21 protein-coding genes, 1 tRNA gene and 1 pseudogene are annotated in these 24,629 nt (G+C 39.4%); 12 read left to right on the top strand and 11 right to left on the bottom strand.

All coding sequences use genetic code 11. The features are described from left to right. Positions 1-57: 57 nt before the first annotated feature. The 4 genes from JR005_RS09145 to JR005_RS09130 all read left to right on the top strand — a co-directional run bounded on the left by JR005_RS09145 (position 58) and on the right by JR005_RS09130 (position 4,927). The gene (locus tag JR005_RS09145) at positions 58-1,944 is read left to right on the top strand and encodes a feruloyl-CoA synthase (protein WP_218664938.1); all 1,887 of its coding nucleotides are present in this window, start codon (positions 58-60) and stop codon (positions 1,942-1,944) included. A gap of 75 nt (positions 1,945-2,019) precedes the next feature. Next, entirely contained in the window at positions 2,020-3,159 is a 1,140-nt protein-coding gene (locus tag JR005_RS09140) for an acyl-CoA dehydrogenase family protein (RefSeq protein ID WP_218664937.1), read from the top strand. A gap of 82 nt (positions 3,160-3,241) precedes the next feature. Further along, positions 3,242-4,492, top strand: coding sequence for an OprD family porin (locus tag JR005_RS09135; RefSeq protein WP_215900106.1), 1,251 nt, complete (start codon positions 3,242-3,244; stop codon positions 4,490-4,492). Between the two features lie 54 nt (positions 4,493-4,546). After that, positions 4,547-4,927: a PaaI family thioesterase gene (locus JR005_RS09130; RefSeq protein WP_004987194.1), complete on the top strand. Its 381-nt coding sequence runs from the start codon at positions 4,547-4,549 to the stop codon at positions 4,925-4,927. Positions 4,928-4,997: 70 nt separating this feature from the next. Here the strand turns inward: JR005_RS09130 and JR005_RS09125 are convergent, their stop codons facing one another. The 3 genes from JR005_RS09125 to JR005_RS09115 are packed head-to-tail and all read right to left on the bottom strand — an operon-like array spanning position 4,998 to position 9,244. Continuing rightward, positions 4,998-7,688 carry a TonB-dependent receptor gene (locus JR005_RS09125; protein ID WP_218664936.1) on the bottom strand — a complete coding sequence of 897 codons (2,691 nt, stop codon included), beginning with the start codon at positions 7,686-7,688 and terminating at the stop codon, positions 4,998-5,000. Positions 7,689-7,716: 28 nt separating this feature from the next. Next, entirely contained in the window at positions 7,717-8,706 is a 990-nt protein-coding gene (locus tag JR005_RS09120; RefSeq protein ID WP_218664935.1) for a FecR family protein, read from the bottom strand. Then, positions 8,699-9,244 (bottom strand): sigma-70 family RNA polymerase sigma factor, encoded by a 546-nt coding sequence (locus JR005_RS09115; protein ID WP_004998873.1) that lies wholly within the window; start codon positions 9,242-9,244, stop codon positions 8,699-8,701. Before JR005_RS09115 ends, JR005_RS09120 begins: the two co-directional genes overlap by 8 nt. Before the next feature lie 193 nt (positions 9,245-9,437). Between JR005_RS09115 and JR005_RS09110 the strand changes: the two genes are divergently transcribed. Continuing rightward, on the top strand, positions 9,438-10,049 hold the full coding sequence (locus JR005_RS09110) for a biliverdin-producing heme oxygenase (protein ID WP_218664934.1): 612 nt from the start codon (positions 9,438-9,440) through the stop codon (positions 10,047-10,049). Position 10,050: 1 nt separating this feature from the next. After that, complete coding sequence (locus tag JR005_RS09105; RefSeq protein WP_005005121.1) at positions 10,051-10,533, top strand: YbaN family protein; 483 nt, start codon at positions 10,051-10,053, stop codon at positions 10,531-10,533. A 59-nt stretch (positions 10,534-10,592) separates the two neighbouring features. On the opposite strand, the gene JR005_RS09100 is transcribed toward JR005_RS09105, so the two are convergent. Both JR005_RS09100 and JR005_RS09095 read right to left on the bottom strand, forming a co-directional pair. Beyond that, positions 10,593-11,378, bottom strand: a complete 786-nt coding sequence (locus JR005_RS09100) for a 3-hydroxybutyrate dehydrogenase (RefSeq protein ID WP_218664933.1) — start codon at positions 11,376-11,378, stop codon at positions 10,593-10,595. Between the two features lie 79 nt (positions 11,379-11,457). Then, positions 11,458-12,891 carry a GntP family permease gene (locus JR005_RS09095; RefSeq protein ID WP_218664932.1) on the bottom strand — a complete coding sequence of 478 codons (1,434 nt, stop codon included), beginning with the start codon at positions 12,889-12,891 and terminating at the stop codon, positions 11,458-11,460. A 573-nt stretch (positions 12,892-13,464) separates the two neighbouring features. On the opposite strand from JR005_RS09095, the gene JR005_RS09090 reads away from it, so the two are divergent. The 5 genes from JR005_RS09090 to JR005_RS09070 all read left to right on the top strand — a co-directional run bounded on the left by JR005_RS09090 (position 13,465) and on the right by JR005_RS09070 (position 18,620). Further along, positions 13,465-14,364 carry a LysR family transcriptional regulator gene (locus tag JR005_RS09090; protein ID WP_049175689.1) on the top strand — a complete coding sequence of 300 codons (900 nt, stop codon included), beginning with the start codon at positions 13,465-13,467 and terminating at the stop codon, positions 14,362-14,364. Positions 14,365-14,513: 149 nt separating this feature from the next. After that, positions 14,514-15,218, top strand: a complete 705-nt coding sequence (locus tag JR005_RS09085; RefSeq protein ID WP_218664931.1) for a CoA transferase subunit A — start codon at positions 14,514-14,516, stop codon at positions 15,216-15,218. A 2-nt stretch (positions 15,219-15,220) separates the two neighbouring features. Then, complete coding sequence (locus JR005_RS09080; RefSeq protein WP_218664930.1) at positions 15,221-15,862, top strand: 3-oxoacid CoA-transferase subunit B; 642 nt, start codon at positions 15,221-15,223, stop codon at positions 15,860-15,862. Positions 15,863-15,965: 103 nt separating this feature from the next. Beyond that, positions 15,966-17,384, top strand: coding sequence for a short-chain fatty acid transporter (locus JR005_RS09075; protein WP_218664929.1), 1,419 nt, complete (start codon positions 15,966-15,968; stop codon positions 17,382-17,384). A 57-nt stretch (positions 17,385-17,441) separates the two neighbouring features. Next, positions 17,442-18,620, top strand: coding sequence for a thiolase family protein (locus JR005_RS09070; RefSeq protein WP_004987220.1), 1,179 nt, complete (start codon positions 17,442-17,444; stop codon positions 18,618-18,620). Between the two features lie 169 nt (positions 18,621-18,789). Here the strand turns inward: JR005_RS09070 and modC are convergent, their stop codons facing one another. Genes modC through modA form a run of 3 tightly spaced genes read right to left on the bottom strand, consistent with a single transcriptional unit; the run spans position 18,790 to position 20,850 of the window. Next, positions 18,790-19,407: a molybdenum ABC transporter ATP-binding protein gene (gene modC / locus JR005_RS09065; protein ID WP_004987222.1), complete on the bottom strand. Its 618-nt coding sequence runs from the start codon at positions 19,405-19,407 to the stop codon at positions 18,790-18,792. A gap of 7 nt (positions 19,408-19,414) precedes the next feature. Next, positions 19,415-20,104, bottom strand: coding sequence for a molybdate ABC transporter permease subunit (gene modB, locus JR005_RS09060; RefSeq protein ID WP_004987223.1), 690 nt, complete (start codon positions 20,102-20,104; stop codon positions 19,415-19,417). Further along, complete coding sequence (gene modA, locus JR005_RS09055; protein ID WP_010588858.1) at positions 20,104-20,850, bottom strand: molybdate ABC transporter substrate-binding protein; 747 nt, start codon at positions 20,848-20,850, stop codon at positions 20,104-20,106. Before modA ends, modB begins: the two co-directional genes overlap by 1 nt. A 346-nt stretch (positions 20,851-21,196) precedes the next feature. Here modA and JR005_RS09050 point away from each other — a divergent pair. After that, a tRNA-Ser gene (locus JR005_RS09050) sits at positions 21,197-21,286 on the top strand. Positions 21,287-21,492: 206 nt separating this feature from the next. On the opposite strand, the gene JR005_RS09045 is transcribed toward JR005_RS09050, so the two are convergent. From JR005_RS09045 to JR005_RS14805, 3 genes and pseudogenes are all read right to left on the bottom strand, one after another. Beyond that, positions 21,493-22,608 carry an FUSC family protein gene (locus JR005_RS09045; protein ID WP_218664928.1) on the bottom strand — a complete coding sequence of 372 codons (1,116 nt, stop codon included), beginning with the start codon at positions 22,606-22,608 and terminating at the stop codon, positions 21,493-21,495. A 153-nt stretch (positions 22,609-22,761) separates the two neighbouring features. After that, positions 22,762-24,072 carry an MFS transporter gene (locus JR005_RS09040; RefSeq protein WP_004987226.1) on the bottom strand — a complete coding sequence of 437 codons (1,311 nt, stop codon included), beginning with the start codon at positions 24,070-24,072 and terminating at the stop codon, positions 22,762-22,764. 306 nt (positions 24,073-24,378) lie between these two features. Further along, positions 24,379-24,629, bottom strand: a pseudogene (locus tag JR005_RS14805) (IS982 family transposase); the annotation flags it as partial.

The raw sequence follows: 24,629 nt of genomic DNA, 5'->3' as shown, positions 1-24,629 counted from the left end.
GAATGAATAAAAAAATTGCATGACGCAAAACATGCGCAGTGATGCGCTTTCCACGGAGTGAAAGAAATGCAAATGAATGCCACTCAATCACAAGATCGTGAACGGTTTGTTCAACTTGGATCACATGATGTTCAATATCAATATCAAGGTCAGGTCCTTTATATTCAACCTACAGAGCAGTTAAAGCCCTATCCGCAAAAGCTTACAGATCGCCTGATTCATTTTGCAAAAAATAAGCCTGATCATATTTTTGCTGCAAAACGTAATGCTCAGGGTCAATGGCTCAAATTGAGTTATGCCGATACCTTGCAACGCGCTTGGCACATTGCTCAAGCATTGCATCAACGTAATTTAAGTCAGGAACGACCATTACTCATTCTGTCGGGTAATGATCTGGAACATTTAACCTTATCGATGGGTGCAATGTTGGCAGGTGTTCCATTCTCTGCCATTTCTCCTGCTTATTCTCTGATTTCTCAGGATTTCGGTAAGCTTAAACATATCTTTGAAGTACTCACTCCGGGCATGATTTATGCCAGTGATGGACAGGCGTTTAGCAAAGCGATCCAAACTTGTACAACATCCGATATCGAAGTCATTACCAATACGGGAATTGTTGGGCAGCAGCAATGTACCTCTTTTCAATCCTTGCTGGATACCCCTGTGACCAATGTTCAGGAGTTTTATCAAACACTGGATGAACACCAGATTGCCAAATTTTTGTTTACCTCTGGTTCGACTAAACTGCCTAAAGCTGTACCCACCACACATTTGATGCTGTGTGTGAATCAGCAGATGTTATTACAAACCTTTCCAGAATTTGAGCAGACCCCGCCTGTATTACTGGATTGGTTATCTTGGCATCATACTTTTGGGGGTAGCCATAATGTCGGCATCGCTCTGTATAACGGCGGTACAATTTATATCGATGATGGCAAACCCGTTGCAGGCAAGTTTGATGAGACCATTCGCAACTTAAAAGAAATCTCCCCGACAGTCTATTTAAATGTGCCAAAAGGTTGGGAAGAACTCACGGATGCTTTGGAAAAAGATGCTGAGTTACGTGATCGCTTTTTTAAAGATGTCAAAATTCTATTTTTCGCAGGTGCAGCATTGTCCGAAGCAGGCTGGAATCGTCTGGATAAAATTGCACAAGCACATTGCGGTGAAAAAATTCGGATTATGAGTGGTCTCGGTATGACTGAAACTGCGCCTTCTTGTGCCTTTACAACAGGGCCAAAAGTCATGGCAGGCTTTATTGGTTACCCTGCGCCTGGTTGTGAAATTAAACTGGTGCCACACGGTGATAAAATGGAATTTTGTGTGCGTGGTAAACACGTCATGCAGGGTTATTGGCGTTTAAAGTCCGATCAACAAAGTATCGTATTTGACGATGAAGGCTTTTTCCATACAGGTGATGCCGTGCGCTTGGTGTCCCCCAATGATCCAACACAAGGACTGATGTATGACGGACGAATTGCAGAGGACTTTAAGCTCAATACTGGTACTTTTGTTAATGTTGGAACCCTACGCAATAAAGTCCTGATTCAAGGCAATTTACTGATTCAGGATGTCTGTATTACAGGGTCTAACCTAAATGCCATTGGTTTTCTGATTTTTCCAAAATTGGATGTTTGTGCACAATATGCAGGTTTAACTTTTAAAGATCATCTTGCCGAAGAAATTTTAAAACATCCCAAAGTACAGCAATGGTTCCGCCAATTTTTATTAAATTTTAATAAAGACGCAACAGGAAGCTCTAATCGGGTGTCGATGCTGTATTTAATGACCGAACCGCCACAACTTGATGCAGGAGAAGTCACCGATAAAGGAAATCTGAATCAAAGCAACATCGCTAAGCGTCGAGCGGATTTGATTGAAGAACTTTATCAAAAGCAAACGGACAATCCCCTGATTATTCGGATTCCAGTCCTAAACCACTAATCCTTTGAAATTACATAAGAAGTTCAAATTTACTTTTGAGCTTCCTCCTTAGTTTTGCCCTAAAAAAGGTGAAATATGCAACACGATACGGAATTTGAACTATTTCGAGATAATTATCGACGTTTTCTAAAAGAACAAGTCGCTCCTTATTATGAACAATGGGAACAGGATGGCCTAATTCCACGAAAGCTTTGGAATCAACTGGGTGAAAATGGTTTTTTATGCGTCGATGTTCCAGAAGAATATGGCGGTTATGGCGCACCTATCCATTACTCACTGATGCTAGTTCAAGAAACTGCACAGGCAGGATTTACCTCTTTGGCAGTTGCCATCGGTGGGCAAAATGAATTGGTTTCACCCTATATTCAAAATATCGGTACTGAAGCACAGAAAAAATATTGGCTTCCCAAAATGGTGACAGGTGAAGTGGTCACTGCGATTGCCATGACTGAAGCCAATGCTGGTTCTGATTTACAGGCAATCCGTACACAAGCCATATTGGAAGACGACGACTATATCGTTGATGGTTCAAAAACATTTATTTCCAATGGCTTACATGCAGACTTAATTGTATTGGTGGCAAAAACCACTCCACAGGCAAGTGCTAAAGGCATGTCGTTATTTTTAATTGATGCCCATTTACAAGGCGTAAAAAAAGGACGCTCACTGAGAAAAATTGGTTTACATGCACAAGATACCGCCGAACTATTTTTTGATCAGGTCAAAGTTCCCACTTCACAACGTTTAGGCAATGAAGGACAAGGCTTTGCTTACTTAATGCAAGAATTACCGCGTGAACGTCTGAGCATTTCCATGATGGCACTTGGGTCAATTTTGGGTGCAATTGAACTGACTAAAGACTATGTCTTACAACGCAAAGCCTTTGGTCAACCCTTAAGCCAAATGCAAAATACCCGATTTGTACTTGCCAATGCGCAAATTAAAGCCAAAGCTGCACAAGCCTTTGTCGATCAATGTGCTGAGATGTATAGCCAACAGCGACTTAGCGTCAACCACGTTGCCGCACTGAAATGTTTTATCACCGATACCCAATGTGAAGTGATTGACCAATTGCTACAACTGTTTGGTGGTTACGGCTACATGCAGGAATATCCAATTTCACGTTTCTTTGTCGATGCCCGCGTGCAAAAAATTTACGGCGGAACCAACGAGATTATGAAAGAAATCGTGGCGCGTGAACTCTTGGGAAAATAATTTAAATTTTAACAACGAAGCAAGACAGAAAGAACAAACAGGTCTTGCTTAAAACAACAATGATATTTCAGGATGAAATGCCATGTCTAAATTATGGATGTACTCCACGCTTATGCTTTCTAGTTCTGTATTTGCGGGGAATTTTATCGATAACAGTAGCGTAGAGTTGACTACACGCAACTTTTATTTTGACCGCGATTATCAGGAGCTTTCCAAATATCCAGCAGCGAAGGACTGGACACAAGGCTTTATTTTCAAGGCCAATTCAGGCTATACCGAAGGAACAGTGGGCTTTGGTCTGGATATTCTCGCCACCGCTGGTTTTAAGCTGGATGCCAGCGCCAAATATGCAGGAACTGGAAATCTACCGCGAGACAGCGTCACCAATGAACCCGCATCAAGTTACGGTGAAATCGGGGTCACGGCTAAAGCTAAAATTAGTCAGACTGAACTTAAAATAGGAACGCTTAGACCGATGAATCCTGTTTTAGTCGCTTCTCCTGCCCGTTTGTTACCACAAACTTATCGTGGAATTTCACTAGAATCTAAAGATGTAAAAGATTTTGAATTACAGGCTGCTTATATTGATAAAGTGAATCAACGTGATTCGACTAATTTTGAAAATATCAGAATTTCAGCAGTGAATGGACGTTTTAAAAATGCTGAAACCGATGGATTGTACTATGCAGGCGGGTATTACAATGTCAATCCAAGTTTACGTTTAGGTTTATTCTATCTGGATGTGAATAATCTTTATGATCAATGGACAACAGGTTTTTTACACAAATGGGAGATCAACTCAACCACACGATTGAGTAGTTATTTACATTATTATCGAAGTCGTGATGAAGGCAATGCAAAAGCAGGCTTAGTCGATAATGACTTATATCATGCGCATTTTGAACTGAAGCATCAAAATCATAAATTTATTTTTGGAACGTTTCAGCATCATGGTGAAACTGCGTTTCCTTATTTAAGTGGTGGAGAAACAGGACTACTGATTGATACATGGCCAGGCGAGTTTCTCAATCCCAAAGAACAAGCTTATAGTTTCCGCTATGAATATGATTTTAAGGATTATGTTCCGGGTTTACGCTTTATGACACGCTATACCATGGGACGAAATATTTATGCGCCCAATCTGGGTGGAACCAATTTAAAAGAGCGCGAAACTGATTTTGATCTGGGCTATACCATTCAAAGCGGTTGGCTCAAAAATCTGGGACTTCGCGCACGTTATGCCATCTACGACAATAACATGTCGGCCAACGCCAATATCAAACCTGTGAATGAAACCCGTATCAATATTGATTATACGTGGAAATTTAAATAACACTGATAGGCTCTAGATCATCGGGAGCCTACTTCAATTTAGGGAAAATAAAAAATGGATATGACTGACAAACTTCCTCCTATTCACTATTTGCTAGGCGGGCATCATATTCAATGGAACGATCAAGCGCAGCAACTTGAAATTGATTATGTCGCATTAGAAAGTTTTACCAACCCTAGAGGTACAGTTGAAGGGGGTATGATTTGCGCAATGTTGGATGATGTGATGGGCTTATTTGCATTTCTGGCGAATGATCGACAACCTGCCACCACGATTAATCTGACAGTAGATTTTCTACGCCCATGTCAGGTTGGTGTCGTCCAGACCAAATGTCGCTTTGTAAAGCAAGGTAAATCTATTTTAAATATCGAAAGTGAAGCATGGCAAAACCATAAAATGCTGGCACGAAGTACAGCTAATTTTATGGTGCTTTAAGTTTCAGTTGAACCCACAAAAGAGAAAGAAAACCCGTTGCTTTCTTTCTCAAACCATTCATTACTTAGTTTTAAAAACGCTGAGAGATACTCAACTTAAAGTCACGTCCAGTGCCTGTCATATATTCTCCCAGATACATTTTGTAGTCACGATTAAACAGGTTATCAATAGAGAAATTCAACTGAGGGCCATTTTCACCGACTGGCTGCCAATCGATAAAAATACCGTGCAAAGCATAGCCTTTAGTACGAGGCAATGAAAAACCAGAAGCCCCAATTGAATGATCTGTATTTAAAATACTTCTGGTTTGCGCATCTACAAAAATTCCACGCCAGCCCATGGTCAAATCATGTTCGGGAACATTGACACCTAGCGTAGCTGTCGCCTTGCGTGGAGGTATTTGTTCAATCCATGTTTTTTGATTAAACCACGGATTAACAGGAGAATTATCACGTTGACCGCGCACATAAGAATAAGTTAAACCTGCAAAATAGGTGGGCTGATTATAAAATAGCTCTGCTTCATAAGCTTTGATGGTGTAATCAGTAATATTTCTGTAAAAACCATGATCATATTGGCCATTACACACACTGGCATTCGCACTTCCACCCTGTGCAATAATCTCGGCTTGTGCCTGACAGAAAACTGAACGATTACGGAAAATTTCGTCTGAACCGCGGTTATGATAATAGCTAAGACGAATCTGTAAATGATCATCATCTGTCAAAAGCTGATCAAAATTCATTTCATTACCAAGCCTTATCGCCAACATTTTTTCGGGACGTAAATACAGACTGGTCGCAGATACCGTAGAACTTGGGCCATCATTATAATATTGCTCATCAACGCGAGGCGCACGCCATGTTTTGCTGATATTAGCAAACCACGTGAGGTAATCTGCCTGTTTCCATGCCAGTGCTAAACGGGGTGACCAGCCTGTATAGCTTTTTTCTGAATAATCATGACCTGCTTCAGCCGTGCTATAACGTGGAGCCAGATTGCCATAACCCTGATTGATAATATTGTCATAACGTAAAGACGGCGTAATCGTAACTGCCCCAATCTGATATTGATCTTCAACAAATGCGCTATACATTTGCTGATCACCTGCGGGCATATAATTTGGTTGATAGAGTCCATAATTATATTGAGGATTATTCAGATAAGAGCGAACCAACATCAAAGAGTTTTGCTTCATCTTTTGATATTGTGCCCCGATTTTTAGCTTATGTGTACCATACGCCGTATCAATATCACTGATATTTAAAAGTTTTAGTGCTGTATTGGTATAGTTCACCCAGCTTTCATCGCCAAGATTGGCCGCTGAAAAAGAAACCCCTTCCAAACGTTTATCATGTTGTTTGGTTTTTGAATAAGAAAAATTTGCTTTGAAATTAATATAAGGATTCGCAGCAGGATTGAACTCATAACCGGCGGAATAGCTTGTATCTTTTTGGTCACGATAGACTAAACGGCGTTTCCATGCTTCGTCATAGCCATACTTTGCAATATCTGCGGCACTCGGAACAGCATCCTGATCACGCATTGCAGCAAAAGGTTCCCAGCCTGTATGGCTACTTTGCATGGCATTGAAAGAAATCTTTTGGCTTTCATCTGGACGAATATTCAGTTTTGCTAAATATGTGTCCTGTTCCTGAGCTGAATATAAAAAAGAGGTTCCATCTGGACGCTCTACATTATCGCTATCGCGTTTGGTATAGTAAAACAGCCCATCCAACAGATTATTTTCAGTTTTTCCATACACTGCACCCGTATAAGTATTTTGTTGGTTATTACTAAATCGCGAATACTTTAGAAATGCGCCGACATTTTTATCTTGTTTTAATAGATCTTGCGCATCTCTGGTTTCCAGTGTCACCTTGCCGCCAAAACCGCCATTACCAACTTCAACATTATGTGGACCTTTATCGACCGTGACCCGTTTTAAAATTTCAGGTTCAATAAAGACCGACCCTTGTCGATATTTATCAAAAGATTTGACCGAATCATCCAGTGTAATGGGAACATCTTCAACTCCTCCCATACCGAGAATATTAATGGTTTGTCCGCCGGGTCTAGGAGAGCCAGCCGAAGATACTCCTGGCATGGTGTCTAATAGTTGTGCAACATTATTGGCCTGATAACGATCAATCGCGGTCTGATTTAAAACGCTTTGCCCAAACTGAACCGTATCTGAATTTTCTGCCTGCGTAGAAAGGGTTGGCATTTGATATAATTGATGATTATCCTGATTGAAAATTGAAGATGAATTCAGTTGTCCTTTTTTTATGGTACTTGAAGTCCCCCCATTTTTTTCATCAGACTGTTCATTTTCTGGTTTCTTATCCACCAATAAGTAACCTGCCGATGATTTCATCATCTGAAAAGGCGTATTTTCAATCAATCTAGCAAATACTTGTTCAACTGTATAGTTGCCTTTTATCGCATTTACTTGGTAACGATTGGTCTTCTTTGCATCCATCAGTAATGAAACATTGGCTTGCAATGCAACGCTATTGAGTGCCTGAGTCAGAGAACCACGCTCCACTTGAAAGTACGCAGAACTATTGCTATTTGCAGCGTATATAGGGGCTGAAACGCAACTGACAGAAATTGCCAGAGAAACGGCCAACGCTATTTTTTGTAGAGAATATTGGGAAGATAAAATGTGCATTAAAACGATAGCCCCATATAAATGATAATCATTAACTAAGCCAATTAGCAAATAATTGCTATTCTTCCCTATATGACGCACCACCATCCAAAAACACGCAATTTGTCATTATTTTCTAACTTTCAAGCTGAATAATAAAAACATGACTTCCTATTTTTTGAATATTTAATTGTGGATATTGAGCTTTGATTAAGCTTAAAGTTTGTTCAATATCCTTCTGGGCATCAATCACCCCGTTGACTTTGAATGACTCAAGTACAGATGCACGATAAATAAAATAAACTTTATGCTGTCTATTTAGACGTTCTAATAAATCAGGTAAAGCCAGATTATCGGCTAAAATCTGATTGTGTTGCCATGCAAACTCAGTAGATTGAATCACAATCGGTTGAATCGGTCCAAAGCCATGCGCGTCAGCTTGTACCTTTTCACCAGCATGTACACGCTGACGTTGATTGACCTGCTTCGCACTCGCTTCGACACTTGAATGCAACATGCTAATACTGCTGTTTTCACGATTTTGATGCACAATAAATCGTGTTCCTAATGCCTTGTAATCGGCTTGCTTCGATTGCACGATGAATGGTCGATGTTTGTCTTTTGCGACATCCACATAAATCTCACCCTGAACCAATTCAACCTGACGTATCTGTGAATTAAAATGCAATTTGATGGCAGATTTAGCTCCTAGCGTAATTTTTGAACCATCTTTAAGTACAAATGACTGCATACTTCCCGTCGCAGTTTTATAATCTGCGGTGTAATAAGCATAGGGAAAATAATGGTAGGTCAAAATACTGAATAGCCCAATAAAACCAATGCCCAATATCCCACGACCAAAAGCCTTTTTGAGCTGTTGTTGACTTTGCTGAGTGTGTTTTAGCGACTGTTGCAAGGTCTGGCTATGAATACGGTGTGTTTCCTGAAGTTGTTTTAATTCGTCAGAAAAACGACTGATTTTATCGAATTGATCATGATATTCGGGATGCTGTCGTTGCCAATGCTCAAATTCGACTTGAGCTTGAGAGCGTTCAATCGGATCATCTGTGTTTAAACGAATAATCCATAAAGATAATTCTTTTTGTAATTTTTTTGGGTCAGTCATGTTCCGACTCAAGCAACTGTTCTCGCGCTTCAAGACATAGATTTAGACAATCTGCTAAATAAGTTTGCGTCGTCCTTAAAGATTTACCAATCCGTTCAGCGATTTCACTTTGATTGTAACCTTCAAAGTAATACATCAGAAAAGCTTTTCTTGCCAATACTGGGCTTTCATTTAAAGCGATTGTTAAAAAATCTAAAATTTGTACCACTTCTTCAAGTTGATTATTTGATAATTCAATCTCTTGAAGTTGTAACTCCCCTGCCAGAGTTTCCAGATAGCTTTGCTCTAATACATAACGTCGATGCTTATCAATCAGTACATTTTTGGCAACATTGACTAAATAAGCTCTTGGTTCCTGAATTCCGAGTAGTTTTTGTCGAGTTTGTAATAACTTAACAAAAGTATCTTGCACCAGATCGGCTGCATTAAAAGGATAACGAATGCGATAGCTAAGCCACTGTTGAAGCCAATCATGATGATCCAGATACATTTCATGAATGAATTGTTTCTGTGCAGTTGGAGAGAAAGATTGATCCATAGCAAAATATTGAATGAATAATATAAACAAGAATTATTATCATTTATTAATGTGATTATTGTAAACTATTTCTGAACGATATTTTCTATAAAAAAGCGGCATTTCTTATTGCGTCTTTTTCTATCCCCCTTCGTCATAGCGTATATAGACCTTTATTTACTCCGCAAATATACATCTTTATTTAGGTAACGATATGAACCAATCCGTTGGCAAAACAGACATTCAACATCATATAAGTTCAGCACTATCACTTCGCTTAAAAACTGAAACAGCAGCAGAACATGAACGTATGCATCACCTAATGGCTCAGGCAGATGTTTTTGCAAGTCGGATGCATTATGCAAAATTTACACTGGCTCAATATTATTTTCAGCGTGATGTTGAGTATTTATTTAAATATCCAGAAATCATTGATTTTATTCCTGATCTGGATGTTCGTGGTCGCTCAGACGCAGCGTTTAAAGATTTACAAGATTTAGGAGTTTCACCTACAGATCTTAATATCGCGAGTCAGGATGCCAATGCACTTGAAGCGCTAGGCTGGATTTACGTTTCTGAAGGTTCAACGCTCGGAGCTGCTTTTTTATTTAAGGAAGCCAAAACCAAGCTGGAACTTTCCGAAGAATTTGGTGCACGAAATCTGGCTGCTTATCCTGAAGGCAGAGCAAAAGTCTGGAAACGCTTTGTTCAGGCACTCGATGATGCAGGTTTAAGTCAAACTGAACAAGATCAGGTCGTACAAGGTGCAATGGATGGTTTTGCGCGCTTTGCATCGCTGTTAACCACAGTAAATACAGATCAGTAAAATGTCAGTACCCACCCATCCGTCCAAGTTGCCCTCAACCTCTGATCACCTAAATCATGATCAGATCGAGCTCACTACATCTAAAAATATACATCATGAAAGCTTATCTAAATCCAGCTTTTTAAGGATTGTATTTATAGGTCTGTCTTGCTTGAGCCTGAGTATTGGTGTGATTGGTTTGTTTGTTCCGGGTTTACCTACGGTTGAGTTTGTATTACTCGCGGCTTTTTTTGCAGGAAAAGGCTCTTCCAGATTACATCGATGGTTTTACCAGCATAAATTATTTGGTCCCATGATTCGTAACTGGCAAGATAAGCGTCAGGTTTCCAGAAAATCAAAATATATGATGGCTGTTAGTATGACACTTGCTAGCAGCATCTTGATACTTCATGTACCTCATTTCTGGTTTAACCTTGTATGTATTCTATTCATGCTGCTTGTTTTTATCTGGGTTTGGCGGCGACCTGAACCCGAGAAAATTTAAAATGCAAAACACGAGTCATAAAAAAGACCACACATCGCGGTCTTTTTTATCAGAACAAACTACTGAGCAGTATATCCGCCATCCATCACTACAGCTTGTCCTGTCACTCCACCTGCCTTGTCACTGCACAAGAAAATCGCATAATCAGCAATTTCCTCAACACTAAGAAGGCGTTTTTGCGGCACCATCGCCAAAATTACATCTTCCAACGCACTGGTTTCACTCACATTTCGCGTTTTAGCCAAATCGGCAATCTGCCCACGAACCAATGGCGTATCTACATAGCCAGGACACAAAGCATTTACTGTAATACCATCACGTGCACATTCGAGTGCAGCGACTTTAGTTAGACCAATCACACCATGCTTAGCGCTGTTGTAGCCAGCTTTTCCTGCAAAACCAATTAAGCCATTGATCGATGCCATATTAATAATACGACCAGATTTTTGTGCTTTCATAATTGGGAAAGCATGTTTAATCCCAATAAATGAACCCGTTAGCATCACAGCAATTAGCTTTTGATAAACTTCAGTTGGGAATTCCTCAATTGCAGCAACATGTTGAAACCCAGCATTATTAATTAAAATATCCAGTGTTCCGAATGTTTCTTGTGTTAGTTCAATCGCAGCTTGATAGGCTTGTTCATTGGTCACATCACAAGGCGCCGAGATAGCAGTAAAACCTTCACTTTTGAGCTGTTGTGCAGCTTCTTCACATTTTTGCGCATTCATATCTGAAATAACCACTTTTGCACCTTCCAATGCAAATTTTTTCGCTATTTCCAGACCAACTCCGCTCGCAGAACCTGTAATAAAAGCCACCTTACCATCGAGTTGTTTTGTCACTTTCTTTCTCCTGCCTCATTTATAAAATGCCTTGATTTTTTAAACCAAAACAAGTTCATAGCTTATTTTGATCAATAAATTACACAATTCCGAACCATGTAAATGCAGCTATCGCCACAAATACTGCAACTGTTTTAATGATCGTAACTGCAAAAATATCTTTATAAGATTGCTTATGTGTTAAACCTGTTACAGCGAGTAAGGTAATAACTGCGCCATTGTGTGGAAGTGTATCCATGCCACCCGATGCCATCGCCACAATACGATGCATCACTTCAGGCGGAATACCCGCAGCCAAAATAGCAGCATTGTACTGCTCTGCCATGGCACTCAAAGCGATACTCATCCCGCCTGATGCTGAACCTGTAATCCCCGCCAATACAGTTGTGGTCACCGCACCATTCACCAAAGGATTAGTAAATGCCGTTCCCAATGCATGACTTACCAAAGCAAAACCGGGTAAAGCCGCAATAATCGCACCGAAACCATATTCTGATGCCGTATTCATGACAGCCAAAAGCGAACCGCCAATACTGGCATTTACACCTTCTTTAAATTGGCTCGCCACACGACCATAATCAAATAAAATAGCCGCGATAATACCGACAATCAGTGCCAAACCGACTGCCCAAATCGCACCCGTTTTTGCAACATCAACCGTATAATTTGCCAGACCAATTGCATTAAAATCAAAACCGTTTGGGTACCATGTTTTAATTGCTGTCGATAAATATTTATTCATCACTGCAACTAACACCAAAGGAACGAAGGCTAGAATCTGACGAATAACCGAACCATTATCATGCGCATTTTCCTGTACAAGATTTACATCAGAATCAACACTATTTGCAGAATTATCTGAGACAAAACCTGCATAGCCTTCCCCTGCTTGAGCAGCCACACGTCGACGCCACTCTAGGTATAACAAACCTGTACTCAATACAAAAATCGCACCAATAATCCCTAAAAATGGAGCAGCATAAATATTGGTTCCAAAGAAAGTGGTTGGTATCACGTTTTGAATTTGTGGCGTACCCGGTAGCGCGTCCATGGTAAAGGTAAATGCACCAAGTGCAATCGTGCCAGGAATTAAGCGCTTCGGAATATTGGCTTGTTGAAATAATTGATTGGCAAATGGATAAATCGCAAATACAGCTACGAATAAACTGACACCGCTATAGGTCAAAATTGCGCCGAGGATCACCACGGTCAAGATTGCTTTTTTTGCCCCAATCAAGTTCACAATGGTTTTTGCAATTGACTCAGCAATCCCTGACATTTCAACCACTTTGCCAAAAATTGCACCGAGTAAAAATACCAGAAAATAATCCTTGATAAAGTTGACCATTTTCGGCATGAAAACGCCTGAGTAAAAAGGCAAGACATTACTTGGATTGATTAAAAAAACCGCCAATAATGCACATAAAGGTGCCATCAAGATGACTGAAAACCCGCGATAAGCGGTGTACATCAGTAAGCCTAAAGACAGCAGAATAACAAATAAATCCCACATATTCTTTCTTACTCCATTATGAAGAATATAGATTAGGTTTAACTCAAATATTGTGCCTAATATTTGATAACAGTTTGCCTAATAATAAATAAATACAATTTGTCCAAAATGAGCCATTAAATATACTTAGCAAATAAGATTTTATATTTATTTTAAAATATCAATATTTTTACGAAATACAAGAATATTATTTAAAAGACTGTTAAATAAAAATTTAAACATTGAAATATAAGATTTTTATTTAAGTAAAACGACTTATCCATTTATTTAAAAAACAAATGAATTATTTAATAAAACTCATTAATTATTAGTCTTCTTTCATAAGTCCCTTTTATTTCTTCCTATAGGAGAAAAATAAAGAGGATTTAAAAATTATGAAAGGAGTCTTTTTAATGAAAAAAATCTGATTTTAAGATTTTGATTTGGATCATTTCAGTCACATTTAAAAAAACTTTTTTTTTAATATAAAACTACGTCTGATTTAATTTTACAAAAAAACAAGTACATCAGTCGTAGAGTTAGATATAATTTTTCTTTAAAATCAAAAACTTTTGATTAGGATGGAATCTATAAATGACGCTCAAGCAACTTAAAGCTTTTTTGGCGCTGGCTCGCACTCTGAATTATGCCAATGCATCGACTGAGCTTCATTTAAGTCAGTCCGCCTTGAGTTTGAGTATCAAATCATTAGAAGAGGAATTGGGTGGAAAGTTATTTAAGCGTAATACTCGCCGTGTCGAACTCACTCAGGAAGGAAAATCTTTGATTCCTTATGCCAGAAAGTTACTGGCAAACTGGGAGGATATGGAAAATGATGTAAAACAAAGATTTAAACTTAATCGGGGTACTTTAAATATTGCTTCAATGCCTTTTGTTACCCATGCAATTTTACCCGAAGTGATTCAGACTTTTTCCAATGCCCACCCTAATTTAAGTTTTTCAATTCATGATATTCCCAATGAAAAAATTATTGAAAATGTATTGGACGGAATTTTTGAACTCGGAATTTGCTTTCAGCCAATTTTGAATGAACAGTTGGAATTTAAAGCTTTATTTGATGAAGATTTTTTAGCACTCATTCCCAAAACACATCCGCTAGCCAGTAAAAAAAGCATCACTTGGCAGGAGTTATATGCCAATCCATTTATTACCTTACAACACCCTTCAATTGTGCGTTACCTCCTTGAACAAAATGCCTCACGTTTAGGTCTGGTGCTTGATTTAAAAGTTGAGTGTCACCAGATTAGTACTTTTTCCAGTTTTGTGGCTTTAGGCATTGGAGTGAGTGCAATTCCACGTCATTTTCAACATTCGATCGATAAAGAGCATAATGTGTTACTGGAAATTGAAAATAGTCAGGTACACCAAGCGGTCGGTATTATTTATAAAAAAGACACTGAACTTTCAAATATTTCCAGCGAATTCATTCAGACACTTTCAAGTTATCCTTACGAAAAAATCCTTCAATTTTAGTAGTCATAGAAAATCAACGATCAAAAAAAGATATTCGCGCATCAAACAGATTCATTAATTTTTCTCATTAATCCTTTAAAATTTTCAACTTCCTTAAATAAATTACAGATGTTAATAATAAGAAAACATAGGGACGTTGAGTAAACACAATGAATAAAGTGTATGCAAGTGCGGAACTCGCACTACAGGATATTGTTAAGAATAATCAGACTCTTGCTGTGGGTGGTTTTGGTTTATGTGGTATTCCAGAAGCATTGATCAATGCATTAAAAGAAACCCAAGTCACTGGTTTAACCTGTATTTCCAATAATGCCGGTGTAGATGATTTTGGTTTGGGAATTTTACTTCAAACCAAACAAATCAAAAAAATGATTTCATCTTATGTCGGTGAAAATAAAGAATTTGAACGCCAATATCTTAATGGTGAGCTTGAGGTTGAACTGACGCCGCAAGGAACTTTGGCAGAAAAACTTCGCGCAGGCGGTGCAGGCATCCCAGCATTTTATACTCAAACTGGCGTTGGAACACTCATCGCTGAAGGCAAAGAACAGCGCGATTTTGATGGTAAACCTTATATTTTGGAGCCTTCTTTAACCGCTGATATTGCATTGGTCAAAGCGTATAAAGCGGACAAAGCAGGTAATTTGATTTTCCATAAAACGGCACGTAACTTTAATCCCGAATGTGCAATGGCAGGAAAAATTACCATCGCGGAAGTTGAGCAAGTCGTCGAAATTGGTGAGCTAGATCCTGATGAAATCCATATGGCAGGTATTTTTGTACAACGTATTGTACTTAATGCGCACCCAGAAAAACGAATTGAGCAAAAAACCCTAAAAGCACAGGAAGCATAATCATGGCATGGACACGTGAACAAATGGCACAACGTGCCGCCAAAGAATTACAAGACGGTTTTTACGTCAATCTTGGTATTGGCTTACCCACACTGGTCGCTAATTATATCCCAGAAAATGTTGATGTCTGGCTTCAGTCCGAAAATGGTTTATTGGGCATTGGAGAATTTCCAACCGAACAAACGGTGGATGCAGATTTAATCAATGCAGGTAAACAAACGGTTACCGCACGTGCGGGCGCTGCATTTTTTTCCAGTAGTGAATCTTTTGCCATGATCCGCGGTGGACATGTCAACATTGCGATTTTGGGCGCAATGGAAGTCTCTGAAAAAGGGGATCTTGCCAACTGGATGATTCCGGGTAAAAAGGTCAAAGGCATGGGCGGCGCGATGGATTTGGTCGTGGGTGTACAACGTGTGGTGGTACTCATGGAACATTGTGCCAAAGATGGTACGCCGAAAATTGTATCTGAATGCAGTTTGCCGCTGACAGGTCAGGCTGTAGTACATCGTGTCATTACCGACTTAGGCGTGATGGATATTACTGCTGAGGGTATCGAACTAATTGAACTTGCAGATGGTGTAACAGTTGAGCAAATTCAGGCTGCCACGGGCGTCAAACTCATTACGGCCCTAGCAACCTAAATATTCTTTTAAACGAAATACTGGCATATAGAAAGTGAATTAGAAAAAAGCGGTGATCACTTTTGGATGAATGATCACCTTTAATATCAGATGGAATTTGATCATGAATAAACAACCTGCAATTTTAGAACGGTTTGCGATTAGTATCAGTAATTGGTCAGAAAAATGGTTTCCTGACTCATATATTTTTGCATTACTTGGCGTGATTATTGTGGCTACTGCTGCACTGTTCATTGGCGCACCAGTCAAAGAAGTCGCCAGCTCTTTTGGTAATGGCTTTTGGAGCTTAATTCCATTTACCTTACAAATGACCATGCTGATTATTGTCGGCTATGTGGTGTCTGTATCACGTCCTATGAAAAAACTGATCCAGAAGATGGCCAGAATCCCACATTCGGGACGCAGTGCCATTGTGCTAGTTGCCACTGTCAGTTTGCTCATTTCACTGGTCAATTGGGCCATTAGTACTATCTTAACTGCGCTTTTGGTGATTGCACTGGCCAAACGTAAAGAACTCAATATGGATTATCGGGCGGCGGCGGCCGCAGCGATTATTGGTATGGGAGCAACATGGGCGCTGGGGATTAGTTCCTCTGCGGCTCAATTACAGGCCAATAAAGCCAGTTTGCCTGAGTCTATTTATAATCTGACCGGTGTCATTCCGTTTACGGAAACTATATTTTTGTGGCAATCGATTGTGATGACTGCCATATTGATCATTGTTTCGATTGTCATTGCCTACCTGTCTGCACCCAAAGGTCAGAATGTCAAAACCATGCAAGATTTCAATCTGAACTTTGACGAAGAAGAAAAACAGGAACTGGAGCAAACGAAATCGAAACGTCCGGGAGATTGGTTAGAAAATTCACCGATCCTGACCATTTTAGTGGTGGCTTTAGGCTTAATCTGGATGATTCTGGAGTTTTCTAAAAACAATCCAATTATTGCGATTTCTAGTCTCAATACTTATAACTTTATTTTCCTGATGCTTGGTCTGGCCTTACATGGCACACCACGCAATTTTTTAAATGCCGTCAGTAAAGCGGTTCCTGCGGTTTCAGGAGTGCTGATTCAGTTTCCACTGTATGGCAGTATTGCCTATATGATGACGCAGGCAGTGAATGCACAGGATTTATCATTATCCCATTATATTGCGCATTTTTTTGTCTCGATTGCCTCACATGATACCTTCGCAGTAGTGATGGGAATTTATTCTGCCATTTTAGGCTTTTTTGTACCATCAGGCGGTGGCAAATGGATTATCGAAGCACCTTATGTGATGCAGGCAGCCAACGATTTGAAATATCATCTGGGTTGGTCAGTACAAATTTATAATGCAGCAGAAGCATTACCCAATCTCATCAATCCATTTTTTATGTTACCGATGCTCGGTATTTTAAAACTAAAGCCTAAGGATGTGATTGGTTTTACCGTGACCCAATTGGTTGTACATTTACCTTTAGTGCTTTTTTTACTGTGGATATTAGGACAAACTTTGACTTATACCCCACCCGTATTTTAAACAATCATAATGAAGTTCAAGCTTATAAGCTGAACTGATACTACAAGGAATCATTTCATGACAAAAATTGTGATCGTCGCTGCTACACGCACACCCATGGGCAGCTTTCAAGGCAGCCTTTCTGGTTTAAGCGCACCTGATCTGGGGGCTGTTGCCATTCAAGCTGCTCTCAAACAGACGAATATTCCCGTCGATGAAATTGACGAAGTCATTATGGGGTGCGTACTTCCTGCGGGCGTTAAACAAGGCCCTGCACGTCAAGCCATGCGTAAAGCGGGCTTACCTGATCATGTCGGTGCTACTACGATCAACAAAGTCTGTGGTTCTGGTATGAAAGCTGCCATGCAGGCAAGCGATGCCATTAAAGCAGACAGTATTAAAATTGCTGTGGTGGGTGGTATGGAATCCATGAGCAATGCCCCTTATTTATTGCCGAAAGCCCGTACAGGTTATCGCATGGGGCATGGTCAAGTCATCGATCATATGTTTATGGATGGTTTGGAAGATGCGTATACAGGACGTGCAATGGGTTCCTTTGCACAGGACATGGCAGATAAGAAAAGCTATACACGAGAACAAATGGATGAATTTGCAATTCGCTCTTTGACTCGCGCACAAAAAGCAATACAGGAAGGCTATTTTGAAGCTGAGATTGTGCCTGTTACGGTCACTACTCGCCAAGGTGACATTGTGGTTGATACCGATGAAAATCCGGGCAATGCCAAAATCGATAAAATTCCCACCCTACGACCTGCATTTGCCAAAGATGGCACCATTACTGCTGCAAACTCAAGCTCCATTAGCGATGGTGCATCGGCACTGCTGATTACTTCTGAACAGGAAGCCAAGCAGCGCGGTCTAAAGGTTTTGGCTGAGATCAAAGCTTATACAACCAATTCCCAATTACCTGAAGAATTTACGATTGCTCCCGTAGGTGCGATTGAAAAATTACTCAAGAAAGTCGGCTGGTCTGCCGAAGACGTCGATTTATGGGAAATCAATGAAGCTTTCGCTATGGTAACCATGGCAGCGATTGATGCATTTAAACTCGATCCTGAAAAAGTCAATATCAATGGCGGTGCTTGTGCATTGGGTCATCCATTGGGTTCATCAGGTTCACGCATTATCGTAACTTTGATTCATGCGCTAAAACGACTGGGCAAACGCAAAGGTATTGCAGCGCTGTGTATTGGTGGAGGCGAAGCAACTGCGATTGCGATTGAAATCGTTGATTAATCAGTTGTCTAAATTTTCCAAGAAAGGCAAAAATAAACATTTTGCCTTTCTTTATGGAAAAAAGATAAAAGTTCATTTAGAACAATTGACTTCTTTCATTATCGTTTAAACCCTGTTTATTTTTTTCCATACGGAGAAATAAAAGGGACTTAAGAATGAAATCGAGTATTTACAGATACCAAATACTGTCTGTTAATTGCTGAATCTCATTAATATCATGACTGACATACAGCATCGGAATATGAATTTCCTGTTTAATTTTTTGAAAAAAAGGAATAATTTCAGCTTTATGGGCTGCATCCAAAGCGGATAAAGGCTCATCTAATAATAAAAGTTGCGGCGAATACAGCAAAGCTCGCCCCAATGCGACACGCTGCTTTTCTCCACCAGATAGTTTAGCAGGCATACGATTCAACAGATGATCAAGCTTTAATAAGTCAACAATATAATCTTCTTTAAAATATCTTTTTTCAGGTGCAATTCGCCTCAACCCGAAGCATAGATTTTTTTTGACATTCATATGCGGAAACAACTGGGCATCCTGAAATACCAATCCCACACGGCGTTGTTGAGTGCTTAAATTAATCTTTTGCGAAGCATCAAACCATGTATGCTCCTGCACTCTAATCCAGCCTGCCTTTGGTGTATGAAGACCAGCTATCGCATGTAAAATACTGGTTTTACCTGAACCCGATGCGCCAAATAAACCAATCACACGCTGATCCGACTGAAAAGTCTGATCTAGGCTAAACTTTCCAAGTTGCAACTGGATATGACAATTCAACATCGTTGTTCTAGCCTCGCTTGTTTTTTTGATAACGATGAAACCATTGCGCAAACCACAACGTAAAAAAAGCAACGCTCAAAGAAAGAATAATCAAACGCCAAACTTGATGTTCAGTATCAGGTTGTTGCATTAGACTATACATTGCCAAAGGCAAAGTTCGGGTTTCACCTGCAATATTACCGACAAAGGTAATCGTCGCACCAAACTCCCCCAAACTACGACAAAAACATAAAATTGCACCTACTAAAATCCCACTACTGGCTAATGGCAAAGTGATGCTAAAAAATGTGCCCAATCCCGATGCACCTAATGTTTTAGCCGCCATTTCCAGACGTTGATCAACCAGTTCAATCGCAAGCCGAATCGACTGTACAAATAAGGGAAAACCCATCACTGCGGCAGCCAAAACAGCGCCTTTCCAGTTAAAAGCTAAACTTAAACCCCAAGCATTCAGATACTGTCCCAATATGCCATTGTTACCAAAAACCTGTAGTAGCAGATATCCAGGAACAACAGGCGGTAAAACCAATGGCAAAAAAACCAAAGTCTCAAATAGAGATTTTCCCCAAAATTCTTTTCGTGCCAATAACCAGCCCACAAATAAAGCTGGAATTAAATTCACCAATAAACTAAAAGCAGCCACCTGACAAGATAACTTGAGAACCTCAAGCTCCTCTGCCGAAAGAGAAAAAAACATTATTTAGCTGGTAATAACACAGTAAAACCGTATTGTTTAAAAACGGTATTTGCCTGTTTTGTCTGTAAAAATTGATAAAATTTTACGGCGGATGGGTTATTTTTGATGAGGCCTAAAGGATAAATAATCGGTGCGTGGGTATTTTCAGGAAATACTCCCACAACTTTGACATCTTTACTAATGGCAGCATCAGTTGCATAGACAATACCTAATTGACATTCACCACGCGCAACAAAATTTAAAGCAGCTCTAACATCCTCTGTTTCAACTAATTTGGGCTGAAGTTTTTGCCACCATCCGAGTGAAGTAAGTGCCTGTTTTCCATATTTTCCGACTGGAACGCTTTTGGTATCTCCTGTACACCATTTCCCTTGAAAAGCTGTACTTGGATCGACATTTTTATCCATCTTAATAGTGTTGATTGTCGAATTTTTAGGTGCAATCAAAACCAGTTTGTTGCCCAATAAATTAATACGCTGATTAGACACAATCAGTTTTTTATTTTGCAGATAATTCATCCATTGTTCATCTGCCGAGATAAATACATCAGCAGGTGCGCCAGCTTCGATTTGTTTGGCTAAAGTTGAAGAACCTGCATAAGACGTTTTAACTTCAATTTTAGTTTGCTTTTCAAACGCTTTTTCTAAATCTGTAATTGCATTGGTTAAACTTGCAGCGGCATATACAGTGACATCATTGGCTGCATGGGCTTGGATAGCTAAGCCTACGCTACAACTGAATAGCATTGAAATTATTATTTTTTTTGTGTGATGAGTCGACATGATGATTGCCTTTTTTCAATATGTTTTCAGAAATATATCGATAATTATGCAAATATACAATTGAAAAGATAGAAATAAGCTCTAGTTTTCTGGTTAAAGATATAAAATAAATAACCTCTCAGTTAAGCATTGACCCAGCTCTATCACTCTAAGCAGGGATCTGGTTTGTAAAGTTTAAAAAACCAAACCCCATAAAATCACAATAAAAAAACATCGCCACCACGATATTGCTTTAATTTTGAGCTTTCACTCTTTTTTTTGATGAAATAATTTGCCAAAACACGCTTTTATTTATATGATAGCCGCCATTGGAAGCGTGGCAGAGCGGTTTAATGCACCGGTCTTGAAAACCGACGAGGGTGTGAGTCCTCCGTGAGTTCGAATCTCACCGCTTCCGCCAAATATCGAAATAACCCTTTGTTTGCTACAAAGGGTTATTTTTTTAGCTGCTATTTTAGCTTTCGCCTATTCCTCTATAAATTCTAAATTGGATTAAAGCCATTTCTATAAAATTAAACATTTTAAGTTGAGCTTTTTTTCAAACGCTATAATTTCAAATATTGGTTTTTTAAATCTGTTTTCACCAAGACGTTTGACGTTAACCATTTACTCAGAATGCAAACGTTCCTGTAGCAACCAATGTTGTAACGGCACAAAGACCAGTCGGGTTAATTCAATGAGAATAATACCTAACAAAATGCCCGCCAAACGAATCCAGCCATTATCCATGCTCAGTAAACTAAGTTGATCAGGCACCATCACGACGATATACACCAGAGAAAATTGGGTTCCTATATAGGCAAAACTCTGTCCACTATTTTCAATATGCCGCCCAATAACAATTCCAAGTGCAATTGCCAATGCAGCAAAAGCATAATTTATCGCGCTCAAAGGTAATAATATAAATGCCAATCCAGCACCCAACAAGCAGCCAAATAATCGATATAAATTTCTCATTGATATCAATTTTTTATTATTTAGATCTGGTAGCGGAATCATCAGAACCGCTAAGATCGTAATCGCGGTTTGAGTGAGTAAATCTACCGAAAAGTACTGAATTAAAAAAGGCACGACTGCAATTGCCAAAGCAGCTTGTGCGGTATGAATGAGCGTCAGTTTTCTGTAACCCTCAAACTTTGCGATTTCGACCAAGCCACTTTTATTGGCCGTTAAGGAAAATCTTGGACGAATCAGGTAGGTAAAAAAGAGACTAACCAGCATACAGGCTAAAGTACCCGCCATCACTTCAATACTTCGCGTTTTGGCAAATTGGCTCATATCGACAAAGGGATACATTAACCCATCAATAATCACCATCGCAAAAGTCAGACCAAAAAACAGCCATGCATAGCCATACCGTGTAGTCATGGCAAAATATAGCGAAAATGCAGCAAAAAAAGCCAAAACCAGACTGTTCATCCACAGGCTTTTAGAAATATAAAGTTCAATCCAACATGCCAATAAAGCGCCAACTACTGTCCCCAAAATTCTCAGCATTCCACGAATACAGGTATCGACAATGTGTGAACGCAATACCATATAACCACTAAAGGCTGCCCATCCAATATTTTCTGCGCCAAAGTAATGAGCAAATAAAATAGCAAGAAATACTGAACATAAAATTTCAATTTCATCCAGTGTACGCTTAGGCGTATGACTCTCCCAACGAAATTGTTGCAGGATTGCAGACCATAAACCTTTTGCTGATTCAAATACTTGCATAGTGATACTTATATGCCGAACTGCATTAATTGTAATGGATAGCTAAAGCTGAAGATTTGTATTCTTGTGACTGATTTCTGGATTTTATTCAATAAAAAAGAGGAGAAAATTACTTTCCCCTCTCTTGCAGGATAAATCATTTATACAGTTGATTTAATCTTCCAGAATGCGGCTATGTTTTTGTTGATCTTTCATGCGGAAGAAATACACCAGACAGATCGCACACATCACCGTTACATAGATAAAGTAGAAATTTTCGTGGCCGATGTTTTTAAACTGTAGCGCCACAAGTTCTGATGTACCACCAAAAATCGTATTGGCAATCGCATAAGGAAGTGCCACACCAAGCGCACGGATATGAGCGGGGAACATTTCAGATTTAATGACTGCACTGGTTGAGGTATAGCCAGATAAGAACATCATACCAAACAGAATCAATAAACCTGCAATCACAGGACTTGATGTGGTTGCGATAGTACTAAAAATTGGATAAGTGAATAAAACGCCACCGATACCAAAGAAAATCATGACAGCTCTACGACCAACTTTATCAGAAATAGAACCCATCACAGGTTGTGCAAGCATGAAGATAAAGATGGTGACAGCAGAAACCATCGTCGCGACTTCTTTAGAAAAGCCAGTCGTATTCACCATAAATTTTTGCATATAAGTGGTATAAGCATAGAATGAAATCGTACCACCCGCAGTTAAGAATAAAACACCTAATGCTTCTTTGGGATGATGTTTAAACAATGCAAATGCACTTGATTTGACTTCTTGTGTCGCGTTTTTGAAAGATTGAGTCTCTACCATACCACGACGGATAATAAAGACAGACAATGCTAAAATTGAACCGACAAAGAATGGAATACGCCAGCCCCACTCATACAATTGCGCTTCCGTTAATACTTGTTGCAAGATGATTAATGTTGCAAGTGCCAGAAGCTGACCAGCCATAATGGTCATATACTGGAAACTTGAGAAAAAGCCACGTCGGTTTTTTCCTGCCATTTCACTCAAATAGGTCGCGCTTGCACCATATTCTCCACCGACACTCAAGCCTTGGATCAATCGTGCAATAATCAAAATAACAGGAGCCATCACCCCAATCTGTTGATACGTTGGTGCAATCGCAATCAGGATTGAACCGATACACATCAAGGTAACAGAGAGTGTTAAACCTGCTTTACGTCCCTTACGGTCTGCAAAGATACCCATCATCCATGCGCCAATGGGACGCATCAAGAAACCAACCGCAAAAACCGCTGCTGCTTGAAGCAACTCAACGGTCTGGTTACCTGCTGGGAAGAAAGATTTTGCGAAATATAAAGTGAACATACTGTAGGCAAACCAGTCATACCATTCGACTAGATTACCCGCTGAACCGCCCAAAATAGATTTAATGCGTGTTTTCTGATCCAGATTCGCATTTAATTTTTTATCAACCGCCTGATCGATACTCATTTGGCTTCTCCTTAGCCATTTACATGTTTAGAACCAGTTAGCCCTAGCTAGTTCTACCTAAACCATCATTTTGCGTAATAGTTAACAAAGCCAGTTTGATTAAACAATGCAAAAAAAAGTCAGCTCAAAAATAAAGGCCTTTTAAAATTAAATAATTTATTGTTTTTTATTGATTTATTTTTATTAAATTTATTCATTATTCGATCATTTAAACTGATGGAACTGATCAGAATAAAATATAAGCAATAAAAAAACTCCCAGAGTCCAACTGAGAGTTTTAACTACCATATCTAACCCGAATCCTGCTTAAGCTAATGATTCCATAACTTGAATTGTTGGCTTATTCCGATGAGTTAATTGATATGCACATAACGATGCATAAATTCCGCTAAGAAATCCATGAATACTACGTGCTTTACTCGTCACTAAATTGTATTGTCCTTTCAATAAGCTGAATAACGTTTCTATCTTATTGCGTTGTTTTAAATGATATTTATCTGATAAACAGAGTTGAATAGCCTGCATGTTCTTTCTATGGTAAGTAATCAAATCAACCC

Source organism: Acinetobacter sp. Colony158 (genome assembly GCF_019264745.1).
Classification (GTDB): Bacteria; Pseudomonadota; Gammaproteobacteria; order Pseudomonadales; family Moraxellaceae; genus Acinetobacter; species Acinetobacter ursingii.
This window is presented reverse-complemented; position numbering and strand designations above follow the sequence as displayed.

Bases quoted from the DNA above. Each gene is read 5' to 3' on its own strand.
- JR005_RS09120 (WP_218664935.1), bottom strand. From the start codon at position 8,706: ATGACTGACCCAAAAAAATTACAAAAAGAATTATCTTTATGGATTATT.
- modB (WP_004987223.1), bottom strand. From the start codon at position 20,104: ATGTTTTTTTCTCTTTCGGCAGAGGAGCTTGAGGTTCTCAAGTTATCT.
- JR005_RS09095 (WP_218664932.1), bottom strand. From the start codon at position 12,891: ATGTGGGATTTATTTGTTATTCTGCTGTCTTTAGGCTTACTGATGTAC.
- JR005_RS09110 (WP_218664934.1), top strand. From the start codon at position 9,438: ATGAACCAATCCGTTGGCAAAACAGACATTCAACATCATATAAGTTCA.
- JR005_RS09105 (WP_005005121.1), top strand. From the start codon at position 10,051: ATGTCAGTACCCACCCATCCGTCCAAGTTGCCCTCAACCTCTGATCAC.
- JR005_RS09040 (WP_004987226.1), bottom strand. From the start codon at position 24,072: ATGAGTATCGATCAGGCGGTTGATAAAAAATTAAATGCGAATCTGGAT.
- JR005_RS09085 (WP_218664931.1), top strand. From the start codon at position 14,514: ATGAATAAAGTGTATGCAAGTGCGGAACTCGCACTACAGGATATTGTT.
- JR005_RS09135 (WP_215900106.1), top strand. From the start codon at position 3,242: ATGTCTAAATTATGGATGTACTCCACGCTTATGCTTTCTAGTTCTGTA.
- JR005_RS09090 (WP_049175689.1), top strand. From the start codon at position 13,465: ATGACGCTCAAGCAACTTAAAGCTTTTTTGGCGCTGGCTCGCACTCTG.
- JR005_RS09115 (WP_004998873.1), bottom strand. From the start codon at position 9,244: ATGGATCAATCTTTCTCTCCAACTGCACAGAAACAATTCATTCATGAA.
- JR005_RS09045 (WP_218664928.1), bottom strand. From the start codon at position 22,608: ATGCAAGTATTTGAATCAGCAAAAGGTTTATGGTCTGCAATCCTGCAA.
- JR005_RS09125 (WP_218664936.1), bottom strand. From the start codon at position 7,688: ATGGTGGTGCGTCATATAGGGAAGAATAGCAATTATTTGCTAATTGGC.
- modC (WP_004987222.1), bottom strand. From the start codon at position 19,407: ATGTTGAATTGTCATATCCAGTTGCAACTTGGAAAGTTTAGCCTAGAT.
- modA (WP_010588858.1), bottom strand. From the start codon at position 20,850: ATGCTATTCAGTTGTAGCGTAGGCTTAGCTATCCAAGCCCATGCAGCC.
- JR005_RS09140 (WP_218664937.1), top strand. From the start codon at position 2,020: ATGCAACACGATACGGAATTTGAACTATTTCGAGATAATTATCGACGT.
- JR005_RS09070 (WP_004987220.1), top strand. From the start codon at position 17,442: ATGACAAAAATTGTGATCGTCGCTGCTACACGCACACCCATGGGCAGC.
- JR005_RS09080 (WP_218664930.1), top strand. From the start codon at position 15,221: ATGGCATGGACACGTGAACAAATGGCACAACGTGCCGCCAAAGAATTA.
- JR005_RS09075 (WP_218664929.1), top strand. From the start codon at position 15,966: ATGAATAAACAACCTGCAATTTTAGAACGGTTTGCGATTAGTATCAGT.
- JR005_RS09130 (WP_004987194.1), top strand. From the start codon at position 4,547: ATGGATATGACTGACAAACTTCCTCCTATTCACTATTTGCTAGGCGGG.